Genomic DNA, 24,874 nt, shown 5'->3' on the forward strand with positions numbered 1-24,874 from the left:
TGTTTGTTTGTGCGGCGGCAGGCTGATGCCGTGACCTCCCAGGCCCAGACGACCCGCGTCCCGCAGGCGGACCGGACGCGTGCGATGCGGGCGCGGCTGCTGGAGGCGACGGTGGAGCTGCTGGTGGAGCGCGGCTTCGCCGGCACGTCCACCACGCTCGTCTCCGAGCGGGCAGGGGTGAGCCGCGGGGCCCAGCTGCACCACTTCCCCACGAAGAACGACCTGGTGGTCGCCGCCGTCGAGCACCTCACCGAGCTGCGCGGGGCCGAGCTCGCCGACGCGGTGGCGCAGCTGCCGACCGGCAAGCGGCGTACGCGGGCGGTCGTGGAGATGCTCGGCGACCACTTCGCCTCACCGGTCTTCACCGCGGCGCTCGAGCTGTGGGTCGCGGCCCGCACCGACGCGGCGCTCCTCGCGGCCGTCTCGCCGCTGGAGCAGCGGGTGGGGCGCGAGACCCACCGCCTCACCGTCACCGCGCTCGGCGCCGACGAGTCGCGTCCCGGAGTGCGCGAGCTCGTGCAGGCCACCCTCGACCTGGTGCGCGGGCTGGGCCTGGCCGCCACGATCACCGACGACTCCGCCCGCCGTCGCCGCATCCTCCGGGAGTGGGCCGACGTGCTCGACAAGGAACTGGCAGGGACCCCGAGATGACCGACGTGCTCACCCAGGTGCTCGACGACCTCGCGGCGGAGGGCGACCGGCTCGAGGCGCTCGTCGCCGACCTCGACGCGGCCGGCTGGCACACGCCCACGCCCGCTCCCGGCTGGGACGTCGCGACCCAGGTCGCCCACCTCGCCTGGACCGACGGGGTCGCCGTCAGGGCGGCGACCGACAAGGACGCGTGGGACGCCGTCGTCCTCGGGGCGATCGCCGACCCGGAGGGCTACGTCGACGCCCAGGCGCTGGCGCTCGCCCAGGACGACGACCTGCTCGGCCGCTGGCGCCGCGCCCGCGCCGACCTCCGCGCCGCGCTCGTCGCGATGCCGAAGGGCGAGAAGATGCCGTGGTTCGGTCCGCCGATGTCGGCCACGTCGATGGCCACCGCGCGGCTGATGGAGACCTGGGCGCACAGCCTCGACGTCCACGAGGGCCTCGGTGCGCCCGTCGAGGACACCGACCGGATCCGCCACGTCGCCCACCTCGGCGTACGCACCCGCAACTTCGCCCACTCCGTGCACGGTCTCGACGCCCCGGCCGAGGAGTTCCGCATCGACCTCGTCTCGCCGTCCGGCGAGGTCTGGAGCTGGGGACCGGAGGACGCGGCGCAGACCGTGACCGGCAGCGCGGGCGACTTCTGCCGTCTCGTCACCCAGCGCGTCCACCGCGCCGACACCGACCTCGTCGCCACCGGCGCCGACGCCGACCGCTGGCTCGACATCGCGCAGGCCTTTGCGGGACAGCCCGGCGAGGGACGGGCGCCGAAGTGACCACGCGGCCGATCAGGATCGGCAACTGCTCCGGCTTCTACGGCGACCGCCTCAGCGCGATGCGCGAGATGCTCGAGGGCGGCGAGCTTGACGTCCTCACCGGCGACTACCTCGCCGAGCTGACCATGCTCATCCTGGGCAAGGACCAGCTCAAGGACCCGACCCTGGGCTATGCCCGCACCTTCGTCCGCCAGCTCGAGGACTGTCTCGGACTGGCCCTGGAGAAGAGGGTGCGCCTGATCGCCAACGCCGGCGGCCTCAACCCCGCCGGTCTCGCCGACAGGCTCCGCGAGGTCGCCCGCGGCCTGGGCCTCGACCCCCGGGTCGCGCACGTCGAGGGCGACGACGTACGCCACCTGTCCTTCTCGGGCGCCCTCACCGCCAACGCCTACCTCGGCGGCTTCGGCATCGCCGCGGCGCTGACCGCCGGCGCGGACGTCGTGGTCACCGGCCGCGTGACCGATGCCTCGCTCGTCGTCGGCCCGGCGGTCGCGCACCACGGCTGGACGCCGGAGTCCTACGACGAGCTGGCGGGTGCGGTCGTCGCCGGCCACGTCATCGAGTGCGGCACCCAGGCGACGGGTGGCAACTTCAGCGGCTTCCTGGCCCTGCCCGACCGGCAGCGGCCGCTCGGCTTCCCGGTCGCCGAGGTCGCCGCCGACGGCACGAGCGTCATCACCAAGCACGCCGGCACCGGAGGCGCGGTCACCCTCGACACCGTCACCGCGCAGCTCGTCTACGAGATCCAGTCCACCCGCTACCTCGGCCCCGACGTCACCGTCCACCTCGACTCGGTGCGCCTTGAGCAGGAGGCCGAGGACCGCGTGGTGATCAGCGGGGTGGTCGGCGAGGCGCCGCCGGCGCGCCTGAAGGTCTGCGTCAACGAGCTCGGCGGCTGGCGCAACAGCCTCGAGCTCGTGCTGACCGGGCTCGACGTCGAGGCCAAGGCGGCGTGGGTGAAGGACCAGCTGGAGCCCCGCCTGAGCGCGGCCGAGGTCACCTGGTCCGACGTACGCGTCCCGCCGCTCGACGCCGACACCGAGGAGTCGGCCTCGACCCTGCTGCGGTGCACCGTCAAGGACCCCTCGCCCGACCCGGTCGGTCGCGCCTTCACCTCCGCCGCGGTCGAGCTCGCGCTCGGCTCCTACCCCGGTTTCACCATGACGGCCCCGCCCGCCGCGGCCACGCCCTACGGCGTCTACCGCGCGGCGTACGTCGACCGCGCCGACGTCACGCACACCGTCGTCCACGCCGACGGCCGCCGCGAGGTCGTCGCCGAGCCCACGTCCTTCACTCCCGCGCAGGCGGCGCCCGGCGCCCGGCCGTCGCCGTACCCCGCCCGCACCGACTCGCTGACCCGCCGCCTTCCGCTCGGCACCTTCGTCCACGCCCGCTCCGGCGACAAGGGCGGCGACGCCAACATCGGCCTCTGGGTGGCGCACGACGCTGTCGACCGCGAGACCTACGACGCCCGCGTGCAGTGGCTGTGCAAGGTGATGTCGCCGCGCGGCATCGGTGCGCTCCTGCCGGAGGCCGCCGACCTCGACGTCGACGTGTGGCTCCTGCCCCAGCTCGGCGCGGTCAACCTCGTCGTCCACGGCCTGCTCGGCCAGGGCGTCGCCGCCTCCACGCGCTTCGACCCGCAGGCCAAGGGCCTCGGTGAGTGGCTGCGCTCGCGGCTCGTCTCGATCGAGGACTCGCTCCTGTGAGCGCGGAGAGGGAGGCGCTGCGTGCCACTGCTGCCGAGTTCGTGCGCCGGGAGGTCGTGCCGCACCTGCAGGGCTGGGAGGACGCAGGCTCGATCCCGCGCTCACTGCACCGCACGGCCGGCGAGCTGGGGCTGATCGGCGTCGGCTTCGCCGAGGACGTCGGCGGCAGCGGCGGTGACCTGCTCGACTCGGTCGCGATGCAGGAGGCGATGTTCGATGCCGGCGCGTCCAGCGGGCTGATGGCGGGCCTCCTCACCGCCGGGATCGCCCTGCCGCACATCGCAGCGAGCGGCAACACCGACCTCGTCGACCGCTTCGTGCGCCCCACTCTGGCCGGCGACCTGATCGGCTCGCTCGCGATCACCGAGCCCGGCGGCGGCTCCGACGTCGCCCGGATCACCACCCGCGCCGAGCGGGTCGGCGACCACTACGTCGTCAACGGCGCCAAGACCTTCATCACCTCGGGCGTGCGCGCCGACTTCGTCACCACCGCCGTCCGGACCGGTGGCCCCGGCCACGGCGGGATCTCGCTGCTGGTCATCGAGAAGGGCACGCCCGGCTTCACCGTCGACCGCGCGCTGCGCAAGATGGGCTGGCACTGCTCCGACACCGCCGAGCTGTCCTTCGTCGACGTACGCGTCCCGGTGGCCAACCTGGTCGGCGAGGAGGGTGCCGGGTTCGGGCAGATCGCCGAGCAGTTCGTCGTGGAGCGGATCGCGCTGGCGGTGCACGGCTACGGCATCGCGGGGCGCGCGCTCGACCTCGCCGCGGCGTACGCCCGTGACCGACACGCGTTCGGCCGTCCGCTGACCGACAACCAGACCGTCCAGCACACGCTGGTCGAGATGCGCCGCCAGGTCGAGGTCGCGCGCGCCTACACGCACGCCGTCGCGGCACGCCACGTCGCGGGCGAGTTCGTCGTCGCCGAGGCGTGCCTGGCCAAGCAGACCGCGGTCGACTGCGCGGCCCACGTCTGCGACCGGGCCGTCCAGGTGTTCGGCGGCTCCGGATACATGCACGGGACCGAGGTGGAGCGGCACTTCCGCGACGCCCGGATCCTGCCGATCGGGGGCGGCGCCGACGAGGTGCTGCGCGACCTGACGGCCAAGCTGATGGGTTATGCAGGATGAGAGGAACGCGATGATCAAGCTGCCGTCCCTGGGTGACGAGGTGTCGGTCTGGATGGACGCCCCGCCGGCCGAGGTCTGGGACCTCGTCAGCGACGTGACCCGGATCGGGGAGTTCAGCCCCGAGACGTTCGAGGCGAAGTGGACCCGCGGGTCCACGGGCCCCGAGGTCGGGGCCTACTTCGCCGGCCACGTGAAGCGCAACGGCGTGGGACCGACGTACTGGTCGCCGTGCCGCGTCACCGCCTGCGAGCCCGAGAAGGTCTTCGAGTTCTCCGTCGGCACCGACGCGGTGACGGTCAACAACTGGGGCTACCGGCTCGAGCCCCGGGACGGCGGGACGCTGGTCACCGAGTACTTCCGGATGGAGCCGTCGCTGTTCACGCGCGTCTACTGGACCCTCCTCGGCGCGCTGCGCGGACGGACCAACCGCAAGGGGATGCGGACCACGCTGGAGCGGATGAAGGCGGTGGTCGAGAAGTGACCGGCAACCGCGGGGCCATGCTCGAGAAGCTCGCCGACCTCGACGCCCAGCACGCGGTCGCCGTCGCCGGTGGAGGAGAGAAGTACGTCGACCGCCACCACGCGCGCGGCAAGCTGACCGCGCGCGAGCGGATCGAGCTGCTCCTCGACCCCGGATCGGCCTTCCTTGAGCTCTCGCCGCTCGCCGGGTGGGGGTCGGACTTCACCGTCGGCGCCTCGGTGGTCACCGGCATCGGCGTGGTCGAGGGCGTGGAGTGCGTGATCAGCGCCAACGACCCCACCGTGAAGGGCGGCGCGAGCAACCCCTGGACGGTGAAGAAGATCTTCCGGGCCTCGCAGATCGCCGAGGAGAACGATCTCCCGACGATCTCGCTGGTCGAGTCGGGCGGAGCGGACCTGCCGACGCAGAAGGAGATCTTCATCCCCGGCGGCAGGCTCTTCCGCGACCTCACGCGCGCCTCGGCGCGACGCCAGCCCACGATCGCGCTGGTCTTCGGCAACTCGACCGCCGGCGGGGCGTACGTCCCCGGCATGAGCGACTACACCGTCTTCGTCCGAGGCGGCGCCAAGGTGTTCCTCGGCGGCCCGCCCCTGGTGAAGATGGCCACCGGCGAGGAGTCCGACGACGAGTCGCTGGGCGGTGCGGAGATGCACGCCCGCGTGTCGGGGCTCGCCGACTACCTCGCCGAGGACGAGCACGACGCGATCCGGATCGGGCGGCGGATCGTGGCCCGGCTCAACCGGCGCCGCGTCGCGATCCCCGGGTACCCGGGGAACCTGGAGCCTCACCCCCGAAACTTCGGGGGGGAACCTCAACTTTCCCCGGGTACCCGGGGAACGCCACAGGGCCGGGGCGACTTCGCCGAGCCCGACGCCGACCCCGAGGGCCTCCTGGACCTCATCCCGACAGACCTCAAGGAGCCGTTCGACCCCCGCGAGGTGATCGTGCGAATCGTCGACGGCACGAGCGAGCGCAACGGCCGGCCCTTCGACGAGTTCAAGCCGCTCTACGGCACCTCGCTCGTCACCGGTTGGGCCGAGCTGCACGGCCAGCCGATCGGCATCCTGGCCAACGCGCAGGGCGTGCTGTTCTCCGAGGAGGCGCAGAAGGCGACACAGTTCATCCAGCTCGCCAACTCCTCGCACACCCCGCTGCTGTTCCTGCACAACACGACCGGCTACATGGTCGGCAAGGACTACGAGCAGGGCGGCATCATCAAGCACGGCGCGATGATGATCAACGCGGTGTCCAACTCCACCGTGCCCCACCTGAGCGTGATCATGGGCGCGTCCTACGGCGCCGGCAACTACGGCATGAACGGCCGCGCCTTCGACCCGCGCTTCCTCTTCACCTGGCCCAGCGCGAAGTCCGCGGTCATGGGTCCGGCCCAGCTCGCCGGCGTCCTCGAGATCGTCGCCCAGCAGTCCGCGGAGTCCAAGGGCGAGGTCTTCGACGCCGAGGGCTTCCAGGGCGTCAAGGACTACGTCGAGGCCTCGGTGGAGGAGCAGTCGCTGCCCTACTTCCTCTCCGGGATGCTCTACGACGACGGGGTCATCGACCCGCGCGACACCCGCACGGTGCTGGCGATCTGCCTCAGCGTCATCGCCAACGCGCCGATCCGGGGCGCCGACCGATTCGGGGTGTTCCGCCCATGATCCAACGTCTCCTCGTCGCCAACCGGGGCGAGATCGCCCGCCGGGTCTTCGCCACCTGCCGACGCCTCGGCATCGAGACCGTCGCCGTCCACTCCGACGCGGACGCCTCGCTGCCCCACGTCGCGGAGGCCGACCACGCCGTACGCCTCCCGGGAAGCTCGCCCGCCGACACCTACCTGCGCGTCGACCTGGTCGTGGAGGCCGCGCAGCGCTCGGGCGCCGATGCGGTCCACCCCGGCTACGGCTTCCTGTCCGAGAACGCCGACCTGGCCCGTGCGGTCCTCGACGCCGGTCTCACCTGGGTCGGCCCGCCGCCGGAGGCGATCGAGGCGATGGGCGACAAGGTCCGCGCCAAGGAGATCGCCGAGAAGGCCGGCGTCCCCGTGCTCTCCGCGCCCTCCGACCCGACCGAGGTCGACCTGCCGCTGCTGGTGAAGGCCTCGGCCGGCGGCGGCGGCCGCGGCATGCGCGTCGTACGCACCCTCGACCGGCTCGAGTCGGAGATCGGGGCCGCGCGTGCCGAGGCCGAGTCAGCCTTCGGCGACGGCACCGTCTTCGTGGAGCCGTACGTCGAGGCCGGGCGCCACGTCGAGGTGCAGGTCCTCGCGACCGCGGACCGCGCCCTCGCCCTCGGCACCCGTGACTGCTCGGTCCAGCGGCGCCACCAGAAGGTGGTCGAGGAGGCCCCGGCGCCGGGGCTTCCCGCTGCCACCGAGGCAGCCATGTGCGAGGCGGCCGAGCGGCTCGCCTGCGACATCGGCTACCGCGGCGCCGGGACGGTCGAGTTCCTCTACGACCCCGCCGCCGACCGCTGGTTCTTCCTCGAGATGAACACCCGCCTCCAGGTCGAGCACCCGGTCACCGAGCTCGTGCAGGACGTCGACCTCGTCGAGCTCCAGCTGTCCGTCGCCGAGGGGCACATCCCTGACGTCGAGCGGAGGTCGGCCAACGGGCACGCGATCGAGGTGCGCCTCTACGCCGAGGATGCGACGTACACGCCGCAGAGCGGAGCGCTGGTCACCTTCGACCTGCCCTCGGACGTCGAGTTCGGCCCGCTGGCCGGATCGGGCGTCCGGGTCGACAGCGGCTTCGCGTCCGGAGACGAGGTCTCCACCTTCTACGACGCGATGCTGGCCAAGGTGATGGCGTGGGCGCCGACGCGCGAGCAGGCGGTCCGGATGCTCGTGGCAGCCCTGCGTCGTGCTCGCATCCACGGGGTCGTGACCAACCGCGACCACCTCGTCGAGATCCTCAGCGACCTGGTCTTCGTGGCCGGGGACATGACGACCACCTGGCTGGAGTCGCGTCCGATTTCCGCTGAGTCTCCTGGGGACTCAACCCGCAGGGACCGCGCGAAGCTCGTGGCAGGAGCCCTGATGCTGGCGGCGACCGACGCGGAGCGGCGTACGGTCCAGCGGGGTGTCCCGGCTGCCTGGCGCAACGTCGTCAGCCAGCCGCAGCGCACGACCTTCGAGGGCCACGACCCGGTCGAGTGGTGGGGGACCCGCGACGGCTTCGCGGTCGAGGGCGTGACGGTCCTCGAGGTCTCACCGACCCGGGCCAGGCTCGAGGTCGACGGCGTCGCAGGACGGTGGGACGGACTCGTCGACGTCGACCAGCGCACCGGCGCGCGTGAGGTCTGGGTCGACGGGGCCGCGGGGTCCGTCCGGCTGCGCGAGGTCCCCCGCTTCACGGACCCGGCCGATGCGGTGGCGACCGGCTCCCTGCTCGCGCCGATGCCGGGCACGGTCGTCAAGGTCGTCGCCGAGGTCGGCGCGACCGTCTCCGCGGGCGAGGCCGTGCTCGTCCTGGAGGCCATGAAGATGCAGCACACGGTGACCGCTCCGCACGACGGCACGGTCACCGAGATCAACGTCGAGCCCGGTGCGCAGGTCGCGTCCGGGGAGGTCCTGGCAGTCGTGGACACCGAACACACCGAGGAGCACGCATGACCACCTTCACCGAGACCGAGGAGCGCCAGGAGCTGCGGCGCCAGGTCGCCAGGCTCGCCAAGGGCTACGGCCGCGACTGGTTCGTCGAGCGCGCCCGCTCCGGCGAGAAGACCACCGAGCTGTGGATGGAGATCGCCAAGGCGGGCTACCTCGGGGTCAACATCCCCGAGGAGTACGGCGGTGGGGGCGGCGGCATCGGCGACGTGGCCGCGGTCTGCGAGGAGCTCGCGGCGCAGGGCTGCCCGCTGCTGATGATGGTCGTCAGCCCGGCGATCTGCGGGACCGTCATCGCGCGCTACGGGACGCCAGAGCAGAAGCAGCGCTGGCTCCCCGGCATCTGCGACGGCACCGCCACCATGGCCTTCGCCATCACCGAGCCCGACGCCGGCACCAACTCCCACAACATCACCACCACCGCACGTCGCGACGGTGACGAGTGGGTGCTCAAGGGCCAGAAGATCTACATCTCCGGCGTCGACGAGGCCGAGAACGTCCTCGTCGTCGCCCGCGCCGAGGACGAGCGGACCGGCAAGCTCAAGCCGTGCCTGTTCGTGGTGCCTACCGACGCCGACGGCTTCGAGTTCACCGCGATCCCGATGGAGATCGTCAGCCCGGAGAAGCAGTTCCAGGTCTTCATCGACGACGTCCGCCTCCGCTCCGACGCGCTCGTCGGCGACGAGGACGGCGGGCTGGTGCAGCTCTTCGCGGGCCTCAACCCCGAGCGGATCATGGCGGCCTCCTTCTCGACCGGGCTGGCGCGCCACGCCCTCGAGAAGGCGTCGGCGTACGCCAAGGAGCGCACGGTCTTCAAGACGCCGATCGGCTCGCACCAGGCGATCGCGCACCCGCTCGCGACGGCCCACATCGAGAACGAGCTGGCCCGGCTGATGACCCAGAAGGCGTCCGCAATGGTGGACGCCGGTGACGACATGGCGGCCGGCGAGGCAGCCAACATGGCGAAGTACGCCGCGGCCGAGGCGGCCGTGCATGCGGTCGACGCAGCGGTCCAGACCCATGGCGGCAACGGCATCACGCAGGAGTACGGCATGGCCGGCCTGCTCGTCGCCGCGCGCGCCGGCCGGATCGCGCCGGTGAGCCGGGAGATGATCCTGAACTTCGTCGCGATGCACTCGCTGGGGCTGCCGAAGTCCTACTGAGCCACCCCCGGAGATGCACTGTGCAGGCAGTCGGGGAGACAGAGCCGCAGGCTGAGCGTGGAGGCGCGCCCGCGACCAGCGAACTGCCTGCACGGTGTCGGTGCGCGATGGCAGGATCGCGCCGTGGCCCTCGCCGACCGACCCGTGGTGCCCGAGGAGTGGGTGCTGCGCATCGACGCCGTGCTCGGCGTGCTGCCGCGGTGCGCGCAGGAGGCGGCGTGGACCGGCACGCGCTGGCGGGTCGGGGGCGCGACGGTGGCCCACGTGTTCGGTGGTGAGGACCAGGTCTTCCGGATCACCTTCCGCGGCGAGCCGGACGAGGTCGCGGCGTTCGAGCACATGGGGCACCCCTACTTCCGCTCCGGCTGGGGCGGCAACGTGATCGGAGTCGTCCTCGACGAGGGGGCCGGCATCGACTGGGAGGAGCTCGCCGAGCTGCTCACCGACTCCTACTGCCTCCAGGCGCCCGCACGTCTCGCCGAGCAGGTCACGCGCCCCGGAGGCTGACGTCGGGCTCGTCGCGAGGTCCCCGGCAGGATGGGCGCATGACCGCGACGCGCCAGGGCCGCCTCGTCGGGCTCGACGTCGCCCGGTGCCTGGCGCTCCTCGGCATGGTCGCCACCCACGTCCTCGACGCGCGCACCCCCGACGGCGAGCTCGCGACCGCGCAATGGCTCGCCGGCGGCCGTGCCTCGGCGCTCTTCGCCGTGCTCGCCGGGGTGAGCCTCGCGCTGATGACGCGCAAGCCGCTGCGGGGGCGCCCGCAAGTCCTGCGCGCCCTCGGCATCCTCGGCCGGGCGGTGCTCGTCGCGCTGCTGGGCCTGGCGCTGGGGGGCCTCGACAGCGGCATCGCAGTGATCCTCACCTACTACGGCGTGCTGTTCGTCCTCGGCATCCCGTTCACCTTCCTCCGGGCGCGCACGCTGGTGCTGCTCACCGTCGCGTGGGTGGTCCTCGCCCCCGTGGCCTCGCACGTCCTGCGCCCCCACCTGCCGGAGCGCGGCTACGAGAACCCGACCTTCGCGCAGCTGGACGACCCTGGCCGGCTGGCCAGCGAGCTGCTCCTCACCGGCTACTACCCGGTCGTGCCCTGGCTGGCCTACCTCCTCGCGGGCCTGGCCCTCGGCCGCCTCGACCTGCGCGACACCCGCCTGCTCGGCGCGCTCACCCTCGGCGGCCTCGGCACCGCCGTGCTCGCCACCCGCATCTCGCGCGCCCTCGTCGACCCGGCGGTCGCCTCGGAGAACGAGGGCGGCATGTTCGGCGTCACCCCGGCCGACGGCGACTGGTCGTGGCTGCTGGTGGTCGCCCCGCACTCGGCGACACCGTTCGACCTCGCGCAGACCATCGGCAGCGCGGTGCTCGTGATCGCCGTCTGCCTGCTGCTCGAGCGCCTGCTGCCCCGCGCCGCGACGGCCGTGCTCGGCGTCGTCCTCGGGGCCGGCGCCGCGACTCTCACCCTCTACAGCCTGCACGTCGTGATGCGTACGCCCCAGGTGTGGCCGGAGGACGGACCGTCGGCGTACGCCACCCACGTCGCCGTGCTGCTCACCCTCGGCGCCGCGCTCCGGATCGCGGGTCGGCGCGGACCACTGGAGACAGTGGCCGGACTGCCGGTCCGCCTGGCTCAGCGCAGCGGCACGAAGCGGTAGCGCCCGTGCTCGCCCACCACGGCGCCCGGGTTGGTGACGCGCAGCATCGTGCCCGCCACCGGGATCACCAGCACCCCGTCGTCGGCGAGCTGCTCGACGAGCTCCTGGGGCAGGTCGGCGGGCTCGGCGGAGACCAGGATGCGGTCGTACGGCGCCCCGCCGGGGTCGCCCAGCACGCCGGGCATCGCCCTCCGGATGCTCGCCCACGGCCGGTCGGTGGCGGCGAGGTTGGCTGCTCCGAAGGCGACCAGCTCCGGCTCGAGCTCCACCCCGAGCACCGACCCGGTCGGACCGACGAGGTGTGCGAGCAGCGCCGTCGTCCAGCCCGACCCGGACCCGACGTCGAGCACCCGCTGCCCGGGGCGTACGTCGAGCAGGCGGAGCATGTCGTCGACCGTGCGGGGCTGCGAGCTCGTCTGTCCCGCCGCGATCGACAGCGGGCCGTCGTACGCCGCCCGGTGCCGCACCCCGCGGGGGAGGAAGTCCCGCCGGGGGGTGGCGTCGAAGGCTGCGTCGACCGGGTCCACCCGGCCAGTGCACCACCGCTCGCGCGTCAGAGCCAGTGGTGGGTCGGGCCTGCAGCCGTCCGGCGTCGCCCGCGGACCCCGAAGACCGAGCAGCGGCACGGCCCTCGGGGCCGTGCCGCTGCGGTGCGTTTCGGGACCGGTGCCGCTTCCTGGGGGGATCCGTGCCTCGGCGGGAGCTCGAGACACGGGTGCGACGGTCGGCCCCGCGGAACGCGGCCGCTCCGGTTCAGAGAACCGAAGATCTGGTGGGAGGGGTGCCTGTCAGCCGCCGCCTCCGTTGCCGTTGCCGTTGCCGTTGCCGTTGCCCTGGCCGTTGCCCGGCGTGGGCTGCTGGGTCGGCGTGGGCTTGTCCGTGGGACTCGGCTTGTCGGTCGGCTTGTCCGTGGGACTCGGCTTGTCGGTGGGCTTGCCCGTGGGACTCGGCTTGTCGGTGGGCTTGTCCGTGGGACTCGGCTTGTCGGTGGGCTTGCCCGTGGGACTCGGCTTGTCGGTGGGCTTGCCGGTCCCCCGGGGCTCCCCGACGAGCGCGACGCAGAAGGCCGCCACCTGCTCGGCACCGCCGGCGGCCTCGGCCAGCACGCGGAACGCGGCGCTGTCGAGCGACTTCCCCGCCCCGTCGGCCGCGTGGTAGGCGTTGCACAGTCCGGAGAGGTTCGGGCTCGGTGTGCCTGTGGTGGTCCCCGTGGGTCCGGTCTCGGCCGGCGCGGACGAGGACGCGCCGCCGCCGCCGGTCGCTGTCGCCGACCCCGGCGCCGAGCCCGAGGTGCCGCGCGGGCCGCCCGGCCCGGATGACGAGCCGGTCGGGTCGGTGGTGGTGCCGGCCGTGCCGGTGCTCCTCGCGCCGCCCGGGGCGGAGGTGACCGCCTCCGAGGCACGGTCGGAGGCCCGGTCGGGCAGCAGCGGCAGGGACAGGTGGGCGGAGTTGGCGAGCGCGAGCCCGCCGGTGGTGAGGGCCACGACCGCGCCGGTGGCCACGACCGCGCGCGTGGCGGCGCGGCTGCGCTGGCGGGCCGGGGGCGCGACAGGGGCGGGGTCCAGCCGGGCGCGGTGGAAGGCCGCGGCCGTGGCGTCCTCGCGGCGCAGCTCATCGGCGCGGGCGGGACCACTCGCAGCGGTGAGCGCCGCGCCGAGGGCGCTGCTGTCCGCCGCGGGGTCGTCGAGCAGGCGCTCGGCGTCGCGTCGGGACAGGGGGTCTGGGGTGCTCATCTCACTCCGTTCAGCGCCGTGCACGGGCGCGGTGTTACGGGTTCTCCGAGAGTTTCTTGGCCAGCTGCTTCAGTCCGCGGTGCGAGGCCGCCCGCACCGCGCCCGGCCGCTTGCCCAGGATGCGGGCGGCGGTCGGGGCGTCGAAGCCCAGCACGGTGCGGAGCATGATGGCCTCCGCCTGGTCCTTGGGCAGTGAGGCGATCAGCTTCAGCGCCTCCTCGGACTCGACCTTGCCGAGGGGGTCGCCCTCGACGTCGCCGGGGTCGTGCAGGTCGACGAGGTCGTCGACCGACTCGTCGCTGGAGGGTCGACGGCTGCTGCGCCTCAGGTGGTCGACGGCGCGGTTGCGCCCGATCGTGGTGACCCAGCCGCGGAACCCGTCGGCGTCACCGCTGAAGCTGTGGAGGTCGCGGAACGCCTGGGACCACGCGTCGCTGGCCACGTCCTCGGCGTCGCCCACGCCGACCAGCACCGTGAGGTAGCGCAGCAGGGGCGGCTGCACCTCGCGGTAGACCTGGCGGAAGGCCGACTCGTCACCGGCGAGCATGCGCTCGACGGCGGCATCGAGGGGATCGGGTTCGGCCACGGCGCGATTCTCCCCCGAGCGCCTCCGGCACCGGCACCTCCGGGGTTGCCGGGAGGGTCGCGGGACCGGACAGAGCCGTCAGCGGCGCGGCGGGCGCGGGACGAACAGCGGCACGCGGGCTGCGTACTCGTCCCAGCCGGGACGCTCCGACATCGTCTTCTCCAGCAGCTTGGCGCCGGTGACGTTGCGGATGAAGTAGGTCATGGCGATGGGCGCGAAGATCGTCGCGAGGCCCTGCACCCAGCCCAGCGACAGCGCGCCGGCGGTCCACAGCCCCCACCACACGCACGCGTCGCCGAAGTAGTTGGGGTGGCGCGTCCAGCCCCACAGGCCGGTGTCGAGCACCTTCGGCCGTGAGTCGCGCGGCTTCGCGCGGTAGGCGGCGAGCTGCGCGTCGCCAACGACCTCGAAGAAGATGCCGACCGCCCAGATCGCCACCCCGACCCACACCACGGGCCACCAGCGGACGTCGTACGCCGCGGCGACGTGCAGCGGGAACGAGATCACCCACGCCACGACGGCCTGGGTGAGGAAGACACGGAGCAGCACCTTGCCCGCGCCGGCGTGCCAGCCGGGGCCGCCGAGCATCTCCTCGTAGCGCGGGTCCTCGCCGTGGCCCTTGGAGCGCTTCGCGATGTGCCAGGCCAGTCGCCCGCCCCACAGCGTCACGAGCACCGCGAGCAGCCACGAGTGCGCGTCGGGCCACACGAGCGCCAGGACCAGCGCGACGGCCACGAAGACCGACCCCCAGGCGACGTCGACCACGGCGACCCGGTCGACGCGCTTGCTGATCGCAGCCGTGACCCCCATGACGACGAGGGCCACCAGCAGCGCGACCAGGCTCTGGGTCACCACTCGCGGACCGCCGGGAGCGTGTGCGGTGCACCCGCGCGCACGGCCAGGATCTGGTCGACGCCCATGCGGCCGTCGCGGAAGGCGAGTGCACCGCCGACGAGGTAGAGGCGCCACACGCGGACGACCTCCTCGCCCACGAGTGCACGGAGCTGGTCGATGTTGGCCTCGAAGCGCTCGAGCCAGCCGTTGACCGTGAGGACGTAGTGCTCGCGCATGGCGTGCACGTCGCGCACCTCGAGGCCGCCGGACTCGATGAGGCCGACCGTCTCGCCGACGGGACGCATGGTCATGTCGGGGGCGATGAACGACTCGATGAACGGGCCACCACCGGGGTGCTTGCCGCCCCCGGCACCCTGGCGCGACATCTGCTGGACCAGCACCCGTCCACCCGGGCGGACCGCGCGGCGCAGCGCCTCGACGTAGGTCGGGTAGTTGAGGGCGCCGACGTGCTCGCCCATCTCCAGCGACCCGACGGCGTCGAAGTGGTCGCGCTCGGGGACCTCGCGGTAGTCCTGGAGCCGGATCTCGACCCGGTCCTCCAGCCCGCGCTCGGCGATCCGGGCGTCGATGAACTTCTTCTGCTCGGCCGCGATCGTCACCCCCGTCACCTTTGCGCCGAAGTGCTCGGCGGCATGCAGCGACAGCGACCCCCACCCGCAGCCCACGTCGAGCATCCGCATGCCGGGCTCGAGGCCCAGCTTGGTGCACACCAGGTCGAGCTTGGCGCGCTGCGCGTCCTCGAGCGGCGTGTCGGGAGCGGCGTGGTAGCCGCAGCTGTAGGCCATCTGCGGCTCGAGGATGAGGGAGTAGAACTCGTTGGAGAGGTCGTAGTGGTGACTGATCGACGACCGGTCGCGGGCCAGGCTGTGCAGGCGCCCCTTGATCCGCGCCTGCGAAGCCGGCGCCGCGGGGGGACGGCCCAGCGCGCCGAGGCCGGAGACGGTGCGGATCGCGTCGAGCATCGCGCGCGGCGAGAGGCGTACGCCGGACAGGCCGCGCTCGGCGCCCACGGCGAAGGCGTGCGTCAGCGCGGATCCGAGGTCCCAGCCGTCCTGCTCGGGGACGTCGAGCTCACCGGTGACGTAGGCCTGGGCGGCGCCGAGCTCGCCCGGGTGCCACATCAGCCGGCGCAGCGCGTCGGGGGAGCGCAGCACGACCAGCGGGGCGCCCTCGGGGCCGGCGACGGAGCCGTCCCATGCCTGCAGGCGCACGGGCAGGTCGCCGCCGATGAAGGGGCGCACCGCCTCGGCGAGGCGATCGGCGACGCCGGCAGGGTGGACCGATGCGGTGGTCGGGGAGGCGGTCTGGGTCACGGGGTCTCCCGGGTGAAGGTGAGCTGCGAGACGTTGATGTAGCCGCTGGCGAAGCCGGCCTGCGAGTAGGCGAGGTAGAGGTGCCAGACCCGCATGAACATGTCGTCGAAACCGAGGCCGAGCACGGCGTCACGCTGCGCGAGGAAGCGGCGGTCCCAGCGGCGCAGGGTCTCGGCGTAGTGGTCGCCCATCTCGAGCTGGTCGACGAGGCGGATCGTGGTCTCGGCGCGGGTGATCTCGTCGATCACCTCGACGCTGGGCAGGAACCCGCCGGGGAAGATGTACTTGTTGATCCACGTGTGGCTGTCGCGGGTGACGAGCATCCGGTCGTGGGGCATCGTGATCGCCTGGATCGACACCCGACCACCGGGGGCCAGCACCTGGTCGATGGTGCTGAAGTAGGTGCCCCAGAACTCGTGGCCGACGGCCTCGACCATCTCCACCGAGACCACTGCGTCGTACGTCGCACCGGTGGCCGCGAGCGCGCGGTAGTCCATCAGCTCGACGTGGACGCGGTCGGAGAACCCGGCCGCGGCGATGCGCTCCTCGGCGAGCTCGAGCTGTTCGACCGACAGCGTGATCGTGTGGACGCTGGCGCCGCGGCGCGCGGCGCGGATCGCGAGCTCTCCCCACCCGGTGCCGATCTCGAGCACGCGCGACCCCTCGGTGACGCCCGCCTCGTCGAGCAGCCGCTCGATCTTGCGGCCCTGGGCCTCGGCGAAGTCGGGGCCGTGCCGTCGCGGGTCGTCGTGGTCGACCGGCTCGGGCGGCGTGGCGACGAGGTGGTCGCCGACCGAGCCCGGACCCTTCGCGACCCGGGTGGTGGAGGTGTCGAAGAGGGCCGCGGAATAGCTCAGCGTCTCGTCGAGGAAGAGCGCGAAGAGGTCGTTGGACAGGTCGTAGTGGTGCGAGATGTTGGCCTGGCTGTTGGCCTCCGTGCTGCGCTGGTGGTGCGGCAGCCGAGGCGTCACCAGCGCACGCAGGCGCTGGAGGGACGGCGGGACGAGGGTCGCCATGCGGGCCGCGGGCACGGTGAGGAAGCCGGCGAGGTCGTCGGTGTCCCACGCTCCGGTCATGTAGGACTCGCCGAAGCCGATCAGGCCGTCGCGGCCGAGGCGGGCGTAGAACTCGTCGGGACGGTGCAGCCGCATGACGGGGCCGCCCTGTCCGATCCGCCGGCCGGTGGGCTCCTCGATCACGGTCACCGCGAGGCGGCCGACGGCGGCACGGAAGAGGCGACGGGCCACGGCGGCCGAGACGGCCGTGCGGGGTCCGCCGCGCAGCGGCTCGAGCGGTGGCATCCCCTGGGAGCCGGTCTCGGCGGGGCGGTTCTTCTCGACGGTCACTGCACGCCCTCCTGGCGATGACGGGGTCGGGGGCGGATGGGCAGGCGCCGCGCCCACAGCCAGATGCCGTGGGCCCGGATGAGCGCGCTGCCGCGCAACGCCGCCCCCAAGGTCTTGCGGACCGGCACGTCGGTGCGCGACCCGGTCAGGCTGGCGCTGAACGGCGCGGAGCCGCCCGGCGCGTCGGTGTCGTGGCCACGCAGCGTCACGGCGACGTGGAGCCGGTCGGTCGGGATCGGCACCGCGATGTCGTAGGTGCCGTCGACGCCGTGGAAGGGCGAGACGTACATCGCCTTGTCCGTGCGTGCGCGGCCCTGCTCGTCGGGGTGGACGAGGTAGGCGTGGCGGTCGCCGTAGGTGTTGTGGACCTCGACGACCACACCGGCCTGGCGGCCCCGGTCGTCGAAGCACCAGAAGACGCTGATCGGGTTGAAGCAGAAGCCGAGCGAGCGCGGGTGGGCGGCCATGAGGATCGTGCCGGGGCGCTCGCCGGCCCCCAGCGTCACGCCGTTGTCGGCGAGGAACGCCTCGACGTTGGCGCGCAGCGACTTCTCGGGCGAGCCGAGGTGGTCGCGGGCCTCGAAGCGGGCCAGCCTGCCGTGGTCGGGCAGGTCGTCGAGGTCGACGAGCCAGCAGGTCGAGGTGTGCTCGAAGGAGCGCCGGATCGGCGTACGCCGGGTGTGGCGGATCGTGGTCTCGAAGCGGCCCGGGGCGGGCAGCACCGTGGTGGTGCGGGTCCACGGCAGGCCGAGGTGGGTCGCTGCGGCGAGTCCGGAGCGCGCACCGTCCTCGTGGAAGCCCCAGCCGTGGTAGGCGCCGGCGAAGGCGATCCGCTCGGTGTTGATCTCCGGCAGGCGGCGCGACGCGGCGACCGACTCGGGGGTGTAGAGCGGGTGCTCGTACTCCATCCGGTCGATCACGGTGGCCGGGTCGACGAGGTCCTCGCCGCCCAGGGTGACGAGGTAGTGGGTGTCGGTGGGCAGCCGCTGCAGTCGGGTGAGGTCGTAGGTCACGGTGACCACGCCGGTCTCGCTGGCGGGGCGGAAGAAGTTCCAGGACGCACGCGCGTCCTCCGCGTCCGGCAGCAGGGAGGCGTCGGTGTGCAGGAGCGCGGGGTTGCTGGAGTAGGGGAGGGCCGAGAGCAGCTCGCGCTGCAGGTCGGTCGGCTCCTCGAGCATGCCGAGCGCGTGCGACGGGTGGGTGGCGATGACCACCGCGTCGAAGGTCGTGGTGGCGCCGCTGCCGTCGGTGACCTCGACGCCGTCGGCGACCTCGCGCACGGAGGTGACCTTGGTGTCGAGGCGTACGTCGGGCAGGCCGGCCTCGACGGCGGCGACGTAGGTGCGCGAGCCGCCCGTCACCGTGCGCCACTCCGGGGAGCCGAAGACCGAGAGCATCCCGTGGTGCTGGAGGAACGTGAAGAGGTAGCGCGCGGGGTAGTCGAGGGAGGTCGCGGGGTCACAGGACCAGACGGCCGCCACGAGGGGCTCCATGAAGTGACGGACGAAGCCGGCGGAGAAGCCGCCCTGGTCCAGGAACTCGCGCAGGGTCTCCTCGGAGGCCTCGCCCGAAGCGGGGTCGGTGGCGAGCACCGCACGGGCGCGTCGGTGGAAGCGCGGGATCTCCAGCAGCATCCGCCAGTGCTCGCGCGAGCGCAACGTCGAGCGCTGCGCGAACAGGCCGCGGGCGCCGAGCGCGCCGGCGTACTCGACGCCGGTGCCGGCGTCGCTGACCGAGAGCGACATCTCGGAGGGCTGCGTCTCCACGCCCAGCTCGGCGAAGAGCCTCAGGAGCGTGGGGTAGGTGCGCCGGTTGTGCACGATGAAGCCGGTGTCGATGGCCAGCTCGCCCTCGGGCGTGGGCACCCGGTGGGTGTCGGCATGGCCGCCGAGACGGGCGTCGGCCTCGTAGAGGGTGACGTGGGACGTGCGCGAGGCCACCCACGCAGCCGTCAGCCCGGCAACACCGGACCCGACGACCGCGACCCGACGCTGCCCGGTGCCGCTCACGCCGCCTCGGTGAGGTCGAAGACGGCGATCGGGTCGGTGGTGGGCTGCTCCGAGCCGCTCTCGGGCTCGACGGTGATGCCGATGGCGGCGGCCTCGGCCGCCGAGCCCTCCAGGACGACGGTCTGGTCGGGCGCGTCGGGCATCAGGCCGGCGGAGGTGAACTCGCCGCCGCTGATGAACCAGAGCTCGTAGGCCTTGCCCTCGGGGGCGGAGACCATGTCCTCGGTGCTGATGACGGCGCGGTCCTCGGACTTGGAGCGGACGACGGTCGCGCGACCTGCCTCACCGAGGTCGAGGAAGACCTCCTCGGCGTCGGGGGCCTGCAGGACCTCCTCGGCGGCGGTGAGCTGGGTGACCTGGTCGTCGTCCGACCAGGGCTGGCTCACCATGGCGCCGATGCCGACGAAGAGCGCGAGTGCCGCCGCGACCAGAAAGGGCATCCAACCCCGCCCCCGGCCTGCCGTGGTGTCGGCGAGGGGGGTCGGAGCGGGCTGGGGGACCTCGGGGGCCATCGGACGGATGTGCGTGATGCCGGCCAGGACGGACTCGCGGAGCGCGGCCGGCGGCGCGGTGGCGACCGTCTCGGACAGCAGCGCCGCGGTCTCGCGCAGCTCTGCCACCTCGGCGCGGCAGTCCTCGCACTGGGCGAGGTGCTGCTCGAACCGGGCCCGCTCGAGGTCGTCGAGCGCGTCCATGGCGTAGGCGCCCGTGAGCTTGTGAAGATCGCTCATGAGGCAACTCCCATCAGGTCTCGCAGGCGGATCAGTCCGTCGCGGATGCGTGTCTTGGCGGTGCCCAACGGAACGTCGAGCAAGGTGGCGACCTCGGTGTGCGTGTAGCCGCCGAAGTAGGTGAGCTCGACGGCCCGGCGCTGCACGTCGGTCAGGGTGGCGACCGCGTTGCGCACGCGGGCCGCCTCCAGCGAGGCCTGGGCGGCCTCGGAGGTCTGGTCGTGGTCGACCGGTGCGGTCTCCCGGTTCCAGGTCTCGTCACGGGTGGTGGCCGCCTCGACCGAGCGGACCCGGTCGACGGCCTTGCGGTGGACGATGGTGAGGAGCCAGCCGGCAGCACTGCCACGAGCGGAGTCGTAGCGGGTGCTGGAGCGCCATGCGTCGAGGTAGGCCTCTTGCGTGACCTCCTCAGCGTGGGCCGGGTTGCGCACGACGCGCAGGGCCAGGCCGTAGGCCCGGGCCGATGTCGCGTCGTAGAACTCGGCGAAGGCGCGCTCGTCCCCGAGTGCGGCCTGCCGGAGCAGGTCGGCGAGCCTGGCTGCGTCGCCCCCGGACGGGACGCCCTGGGGCGCCCCGTCCGGTACGGGCCTCACGTGGTCCACGTCAGTCATCCTTGCAGTGTGCGTCCGGAGGGACGATCACATCTGCGGCATCAGGACCTGGTCGACGACGTAGACGGTCGCGTTGGCGGTCTGCACGTTGCCGCACACGACGCTGGCGTCACCGATGGTGAAGTCCTCGCCGGAGCCCTCGACGGTCAGCGTGTCGCCGGCCAGGGTCTCCTGCTCGCCCGCGACGTCCTCGGGGGAGAGGCGCTCGCCGATCACGTGGTGGGTGAGCACCGTGGTGAGGGCCTCCTTGTCGGCGAGGAGCGCGTTGAGGTCCTTCTTCGGGATCGCCGCGAACGCGTCGTCGGTGGGCGCGAAGACGGTCAGGTTCTCGGCCGAGTTGAGGGTGTCGACCAGACCGGCCTCGGTCACTGCGGCGACGAGGGTCTTGAGCAGCGGGTTGTTCGAGGCGGCGGTGGCGACCGGGTCGTCGGCCATGCCCTCGACCGAACCCTCACCCTCGGTGGGAACGCCGGCGCAGCCGGGACCGAACGGACCGTCGGCGGCCATCGGCTCCTCGGACTCGGTGGGCTCCTCGGTGGGCTCCTCGGACTCCATGGGGGCCTCGGAGGTGGTGGGCTCGCTGGCGCTGTCGGTGTCGCTCTCGCTGCCACAGGCGGCCAGGCCCATGGAGGCGGTCAGTGCGAGGGCGGCGAGGCCCATGGAGCGGGTGCGGATCTTGGTGTTCATGGCGGTGTGCCTTTCGACTTGGATGCCTTCTGTGTGGGCCGCGTGTGGCCCGCTTTTCAGGAGGTGTTCGGGGCGGTGGGTCGGGCGGATGGGTGGTTCTGCGAAAAAACTTTGAACAAACCTTGGACAAGCCCCGGACGCAGGCGTCGGGCGGTGGGTGACGCAGGTTCCGGAAGGCACGGAACCTGCGCCACCCACCGCCCGACGACGGCAGTCAGTTGGGGGGAGCGGAGCTGGGTGGTCAGGACACGCTGACGGAGATCTCCTGGAGGCCCGAGGAGCCCTCGGGGAACGGGGTCATCCGCACGTCGGACTGGACGTCGCCGTCCTTGTTGGTGGCGCGGACCGCGAGGAAGTGCTGACCGGGCTCGGCCTCCCACTCGTAGAACCACTGACGCCAGTAGTCGTCGGTCACCTGCGGGCCGAGCGTGGCGGGCCGCCAGGCCTCGCCGTCGATGCGCACCTCGACCTTGTCGATGCCGACTCCCTGCGCCCACGCGATGCCGCCGATGACGATCGGACCGGCGTCGCTGGTGGACAGCGGCTTGGGGGTGTCGATGCGGCTGGAGATCTTGATCGGCGCGTCGGTCGCCCAGTCGCGCTCGGTCCAGTAGGCCTGCTCGGCGTCGTACGTCGTGAGGGTCATCTTGGTGATCCACTTGCACGCGCTGACGAAGCCGTAGAGGCCCGGGACGACCATCCGTGCGGGGAAGCCGTTCTCCCGCGGCAGCGGGCCGCCGTTCATCCCGATCGCGATGAGCGCGTCACGCCCGTCGAGGGCGACGTCGAGCGGCGTGGAGATGGTCATGCCGTCCACGTCGGTCGACAGGATCTGGTCGGCCTTGGTCGCGTCGATGCCCGCGCGGGCCAGCACGTCGGCCAGGGGTACGCCGAGCCAGCGCGCGCCGCCGACGTAGGGGCCGCCGACCTCGTTGCTCACGCAGGTCAGGGTGATGTCGCGCTCCACGGTCTCCATCGCCGCGAGGTCCTCGAAGGTCAGCGTGACCTCCTCCTCGACGTCGCCGTCGATGGTGAGGGTCCACGAGTCGACGTCGACCGCCGGGACGGTCAGGCGGGTGTCGACGCGGTAGAACTCGCTGGTCGGCGTGCGCAGCGGCGTGATGCCGGGGTACTTCTGCTCCAGCCCGGTCGGGAAGGGGGGCGCGGGGTCGGTGGCGACCGGAAGCGCGACGTCGGTCCCGCCGAGGCGGTAGGACGTCACCCAGCGGCCGAGTGCCCCCATGGCCACTGCCGCTGCGGCCAGGCCGCCGGTCGCCAGCACGACCCCACGCCGGCTCGGACCGTCGACCCCCGGCGACGGGTCCGACATGCCCTGGCCGTCGATCCGGCGCAGCCACCACAGCGAGGCGGCGGCGACGACGGCCGCGACCAGGGCAGGGAGGACGTCCAGCGGCCCGGAGCCCGGGCGCAGGACGGCGAGGACGCCGGCGACGCCGGCGAGCCCCACGATGACGAGCAGCCCGGCCACCTCGCGCTTGCGGGCGACGATGCCGGCGACGGCGGCGAGCAGGAGCACGACCACGGTCACCGAGCCGACCAGGATCGCCTTGTCGGCGCTGCCGAACTCGCGGATGGCCCATTCCTTCAGCGGCGTGGGCGTGAGGTCGATGACGGTCGAGCCGACGGCGAGCACGGGGGAGGCCGCCGGCACGGTGACCGCGGCTACGAGGTGGGCGGCTGCGAGGCCGACGACGGTCGACAGCACGCCGTACGCCGCGTGGCGCAGCATCTGCCAGCGCTCGGTCTTGTCCGGTGTCTGCATGGGGGGTGTTCGGAGCGGACGGCGCCACGGATGGGGTCGTGCCCGTGCGCGCGAGGTTGCGGCAGGATGGCGGCCATGACCGACACGCCCGCCGAACTGGTCCACTACGACGTCTCCGACGCCGTCGCGACCCTCACCCTCGACAGCCCGGCCAACCGCAACGCGCTCAGCCGCCAGCTCGTCACCGAGCTGTGCGCCCACCTCGAGCGGGCCGGCGCCGACGACGACGTACGCGTGGTGCTGGTGCAGAGCTCGGGCAAGGTCTTCTGCTCCGGGGCGGACCTGGCCGAGGCGACCACGGAGGGCATGGAGGTCGGGGCCCGCCGCATCGTCGACCTGCAGCGCCTGGTCGCCACGCTGGACAAGCCGGTGGTGACGAAGAACCTCGGAGCCGTGCGTGCCGGCGGCATCGGCATCATCGCCGCGGCCGACATCGCGATCAGCGCCGAGGACGCGACCTTCGCGCTCACCGAGGTCAAGCTCGGCCTGGCGGCGGCGATCATCAGCCTCACCGTCCACCACCGGATGACTCCGCGCGCCGCGGCCCTGACCACGCTGGGCGGCGAGGTATTCACCGGCAGCGAGGCGGCGGCGTACGGCCTGGTCACGAAGGCGGTGCCGGCCGAACGCCTCGACGAGGAGGCGGCCGGGGTGTGCGCGAGCCTGGCCACCGGTGCGGCGCAGGGGCTGCGGGAGTCCAAGCGGATCCTCAACCGTGACCTCGTGGCGCGCATCGACGCGCTCGGCGAGGAGATGGCCACGACCAGTGCGCGGCTCTTCGCCAGCGACGAGGCTCGCCAGGCGATGACGTCCTTCCTCGCCCGGAAGTAGCAGGAATCCGGCCCGCGCTGCATCCGGGCGGCGGCCTCGAGGCGAGAACCTCCTGACACCCCGGCGAAGGAGAAGCGTGTGGAGCCCCAGCAGCGCCCCGGCAGGACCCGCGAGATCGACGGAGCCCGGATCGCGGTGGTCGGCGCCACCGGCGCCCTCGGCGCGCTCGTGGCCGCCGAGCTCGAGCGCCGTGGCGCCCGGCTGCTGGTGGTGGGTCGCGACGCCGAGCGCCTCGCCGCGCTGGGCACGGGCGTGGCGGTGGTGGCCGACCTCGGCGACGCGGGCGCCGGTGACGCGGTCGCTGCCGCCGCCCGCGAGCACCTCGGCGGTCTCGACGGCCTGGTCAACGCGGCCGGGGTCGTGGCCTTCGGCGCGCTGGGCGACACGCCCGACGAGGTCGTGGAGGAGCTGTTCCTCATCAACGTCGTCGGGCCGCTCTTCCTGCTGCGCCGCGTGGTGCCGCTGCTGGAGGAGTCGCAGGGCTTCGTGCTCCAGCTCAGCGCCGTCGTGGCCGAGCGCCCGATGCCGCGGATGGCGGCCTACTCCGCCAGCAAGGCCGCGTTGAGCGCCGTCGCGACCGCGCTGCGCACCGAGCTGCGGCGCAGCCGCGTCGACGTCTACGACGTGCGCCCGCCGCACACCGAGACCGGCCTGGCCGGCCGTCCGCTGTCCGGCGAGGCGCCTGGCCTGCCGGCCGGCCTGGACCCGGCCGAGGTGGCGCGTCGCATCGTCGACGCCCTCGCCGCAGGCGAGCACGACCTCGGTGCGGACGCCTTCGCGACCCCAGCTCGATGAGCCTGGCCGAGCCCGCACCCTGGCTGCTGCTCGTCGCGGCAGCCCACCTGGGCTTCCAGCTCACCGTCGACCTCGTCGTCTACCCCGCGCTCGGCGACGTGCCGCGCGAGGCGTGGACCGTGGCGCACGAGCGGCACTCGCGCCGGATCACGCCGGTGGTCGCGCTGGTCTACCCGCCGCTCGTGCTGCTGCTCGGCTGGACCGCGCTCGCGGAGCCGGCCGAGGCGGGCACGTGGCTGGCTGTCGCCGGCGGGCTGCTGGCGGTCGTCACGACCGCCGCAGTGGCTGCGCCGACCCACGGCCGGCTGTCCTCGGCCCCGCCCGAGGACCGGGCGGCGCTGATGCGGCGGCTCGGCCGCGCCGACCGGGTCCGCACGGCCGGCGCCGTCGTCTGCGTCGCCGGCGCACTGCTGCTGGTGGGCTGAGGGCCA

General features: G+C 73.1%; 24 protein-coding genes. 13 read left to right on the forward strand and 11 right to left on the reverse strand.

The genetic code is table 11. The features are described from left to right. Positions 1 to 30 precede the first annotated feature (30 nt). From K4G59_RS08435 to K4G59_RS08480, 10 genes are all read left to right on the forward strand, one after another. A complete protein-coding gene (locus K4G59_RS08435) occupies positions 31 to 651 on the forward strand; it encodes a TetR/AcrR family transcriptional regulator (protein WP_308189379.1) in 621 nt (206 codons plus the stop codon). Next, the gene (locus tag K4G59_RS08440) at positions 648 to 1,427 is read left to right on the forward strand and encodes a TIGR03084 family metal-binding protein (protein ID WP_231250516.1); all 780 of its coding nucleotides are present in this window, start codon (positions 648 to 650) and stop codon (positions 1,425 to 1,427) included. Before K4G59_RS08435 ends, K4G59_RS08440 begins: the two co-directional genes overlap by 4 nt. Next, the gene (locus tag K4G59_RS08445) at positions 1,424 to 3,136 is read left to right on the forward strand and encodes an acyclic terpene utilization AtuA family protein (RefSeq protein ID WP_308189380.1); all 1,713 of its coding nucleotides are present in this window, start codon (positions 1,424 to 1,426) and stop codon (positions 3,134 to 3,136) included. Before K4G59_RS08440 ends, K4G59_RS08445 begins: the two co-directional genes overlap by 4 nt. After that, entirely contained in the window at positions 3,133 to 4,266 is a 1,134-nt protein-coding gene (locus tag K4G59_RS08450) for an acyl-CoA dehydrogenase family protein (protein ID WP_231250517.1), read from the forward strand. Before K4G59_RS08445 ends, K4G59_RS08450 begins: the two co-directional genes overlap by 4 nt. Positions 4,267 to 4,276: 10 nt before the next feature. Beyond that, complete coding sequence (locus K4G59_RS08455; RefSeq protein WP_231250518.1) at positions 4,277 to 4,747, forward strand: SRPBCC family protein; 471 nt, start codon at positions 4,277 to 4,279, stop codon at positions 4,745 to 4,747. Positions 4,748 to 4,764: 17 nt separating this feature from the next. Beyond that, on the forward strand, positions 4,765 to 6,402 hold the full coding sequence (locus K4G59_RS08460) for an acyl-CoA carboxylase subunit beta (protein ID WP_231250672.1): 1,638 nt from the start codon (positions 4,765 to 4,767) through the stop codon (positions 6,400 to 6,402). After that, positions 6,399 to 8,354, forward strand: a complete 1,956-nt coding sequence (locus K4G59_RS08465; RefSeq protein ID WP_231250519.1) for an ATP-binding protein — start codon at positions 6,399 to 6,401, stop codon at positions 8,352 to 8,354. Before K4G59_RS08460 ends, K4G59_RS08465 begins: the two co-directional genes overlap by 4 nt. Then, positions 8,351 to 9,511: an acyl-CoA dehydrogenase family protein gene (locus tag K4G59_RS08470; RefSeq protein ID WP_231250520.1), complete on the forward strand. Its 1,161-nt coding sequence runs from the start codon at positions 8,351 to 8,353 to the stop codon at positions 9,509 to 9,511. The genes K4G59_RS08465 and K4G59_RS08470 overlap by 4 nt, the downstream gene beginning before the upstream one ends. A 123-nt stretch (positions 9,512 to 9,634) precedes the next feature. Further along, complete coding sequence (locus K4G59_RS08475) at positions 9,635 to 10,018, forward strand: MmcQ/YjbR family DNA-binding protein (protein ID WP_231250521.1); 384 nt, start codon at positions 9,635 to 9,637, stop codon at positions 10,016 to 10,018. A 38-nt stretch (positions 10,019 to 10,056) separates the two neighbouring features. Continuing rightward, positions 10,057 to 11,163, forward strand: a complete 1,107-nt coding sequence (locus tag K4G59_RS08480; RefSeq protein WP_231250522.1) for a heparan-alpha-glucosaminide N-acetyltransferase domain-containing protein — start codon at positions 10,057 to 10,059, stop codon at positions 11,161 to 11,163. Here K4G59_RS08480 and K4G59_RS08485 read toward each other — a convergent pair. The 11 genes from K4G59_RS08485 to K4G59_RS08535 all read right to left on the reverse strand — a co-directional run bounded on the left by K4G59_RS08485 (position 11,139) and on the right by K4G59_RS08535 (position 22,817). Then, complete coding sequence (locus tag K4G59_RS08485; RefSeq protein WP_231250523.1) at positions 11,139 to 11,690, reverse strand: protein-L-isoaspartate O-methyltransferase family protein; 552 nt, start codon at positions 11,688 to 11,690, stop codon at positions 11,139 to 11,141. The genes K4G59_RS08480 and K4G59_RS08485 overlap by 25 nt on opposite strands. 261 nt (positions 11,691 to 11,951) lie before the next feature. After that, on the reverse strand, positions 11,952 to 12,896 hold the full coding sequence (locus tag K4G59_RS08490; RefSeq protein WP_231250524.1) for a hypothetical protein: 945 nt from the start codon (positions 12,894 to 12,896) through the stop codon (positions 11,952 to 11,954). A 34-nt stretch (positions 12,897 to 12,930) separates the two neighbouring features. Further along, positions 12,931 to 13,482: an RNA polymerase sigma factor gene (locus K4G59_RS08495; protein ID WP_231250525.1), complete on the reverse strand. Its 552-nt coding sequence runs from the start codon at positions 13,480 to 13,482 to the stop codon at positions 12,931 to 12,933. Positions 13,483 to 13,560: 78 nt separating this feature from the next. Continuing rightward, positions 13,561 to 14,337 carry a DUF1295 domain-containing protein gene (locus K4G59_RS08500; RefSeq protein ID WP_231250526.1) on the reverse strand — a complete coding sequence of 259 codons (777 nt, stop codon included), beginning with the start codon at positions 14,335 to 14,337 and terminating at the stop codon, positions 13,561 to 13,563. After that, positions 14,331 to 15,650, reverse strand: coding sequence for an SAM-dependent methyltransferase (locus tag K4G59_RS08505; RefSeq protein WP_231250527.1), 1,320 nt, complete (start codon positions 15,648 to 15,650; stop codon positions 14,331 to 14,333). Before K4G59_RS08505 ends, K4G59_RS08500 begins: the two co-directional genes overlap by 7 nt. Then, positions 15,647 to 16,996 (reverse strand): SAM-dependent methyltransferase, encoded by a 1,350-nt coding sequence (locus K4G59_RS08510; RefSeq protein WP_231250528.1) that lies wholly within the window; start codon positions 16,994 to 16,996, stop codon positions 15,647 to 15,649. Before K4G59_RS08510 ends, K4G59_RS08505 begins: the two co-directional genes overlap by 4 nt. Continuing rightward, the gene (locus K4G59_RS20435) at positions 16,993 to 19,005 is read right to left on the reverse strand and encodes an FAD-dependent oxidoreductase (RefSeq protein ID WP_231250529.1); all 2,013 of its coding nucleotides are present in this window, start codon (positions 19,003 to 19,005) and stop codon (positions 16,993 to 16,995) included. The genes K4G59_RS08510 and K4G59_RS20435 overlap by 4 nt, the downstream gene beginning before the upstream one ends. Then, the gene (locus K4G59_RS08520) at positions 19,002 to 19,736 is read right to left on the reverse strand and encodes an anti-sigma factor (RefSeq protein WP_231250530.1); all 735 of its coding nucleotides are present in this window, start codon (positions 19,734 to 19,736) and stop codon (positions 19,002 to 19,004) included. Before K4G59_RS08520 ends, K4G59_RS20435 begins: the two co-directional genes overlap by 4 nt. Further along, positions 19,733 to 20,347 carry an ECF RNA polymerase sigma factor SigK gene (sigK, locus tag K4G59_RS08525; protein ID WP_231250531.1) on the reverse strand — a complete coding sequence of 205 codons (615 nt, stop codon included), beginning with the start codon at positions 20,345 to 20,347 and terminating at the stop codon, positions 19,733 to 19,735. The genes K4G59_RS08520 and sigK overlap by 4 nt, the downstream gene beginning before the upstream one ends. A 27-nt stretch (positions 20,348 to 20,374) precedes the next feature. Further along, complete coding sequence (locus K4G59_RS08530; protein ID WP_231250532.1) at positions 20,375 to 21,034, reverse strand: fasciclin domain-containing protein; 660 nt, start codon at positions 21,032 to 21,034, stop codon at positions 20,375 to 20,377. 241 nt (positions 21,035 to 21,275) lie between these two features. Beyond that, a complete protein-coding gene (locus K4G59_RS08535; protein WP_231250533.1) occupies positions 21,276 to 22,817 on the reverse strand; it encodes a molybdopterin-dependent oxidoreductase in 1,542 nt (513 codons plus the stop codon). Positions 22,818 to 22,892: 75 nt separating this feature from the next. Here K4G59_RS08535 and K4G59_RS08540 point away from each other — a divergent pair, with 75 nt between their 5' ends. The 3 genes from K4G59_RS08540 to K4G59_RS08550 all read left to right on the forward strand — a co-directional run bounded on the left by K4G59_RS08540 (position 22,893) and on the right by K4G59_RS08550 (position 24,868). After that, positions 22,893 to 23,648 carry an enoyl-CoA hydratase-related protein gene (locus K4G59_RS08540; RefSeq protein WP_308189381.1) on the forward strand — a complete coding sequence of 252 codons (756 nt, stop codon included), beginning with the start codon at positions 22,893 to 22,895 and terminating at the stop codon, positions 23,646 to 23,648. A 78-nt stretch (positions 23,649 to 23,726) separates the two neighbouring features. After that, positions 23,727 to 24,443 (forward strand): SDR family NAD(P)-dependent oxidoreductase, encoded by a 717-nt coding sequence (locus tag K4G59_RS08545; protein ID WP_231250535.1) that lies wholly within the window; start codon positions 23,727 to 23,729, stop codon positions 24,441 to 24,443. Next, entirely contained in the window at positions 24,440 to 24,868 is a 429-nt protein-coding gene (locus tag K4G59_RS08550; RefSeq protein ID WP_231250536.1) for a hypothetical protein, read from the forward strand. The genes K4G59_RS08545 and K4G59_RS08550 overlap by 4 nt, the downstream gene beginning before the upstream one ends. Positions 24,869 to 24,874: the final 6 nt, after the last annotated feature.

The sequence above is a fragment of the Nocardioides furvisabuli genome (genome assembly GCF_021083185.1).
GTDB classification, from domain to species: domain Bacteria; phylum Actinomycetota; class Actinomycetes; order Propionibacteriales; family Nocardioidaceae; genus Nocardioides; species Nocardioides furvisabuli.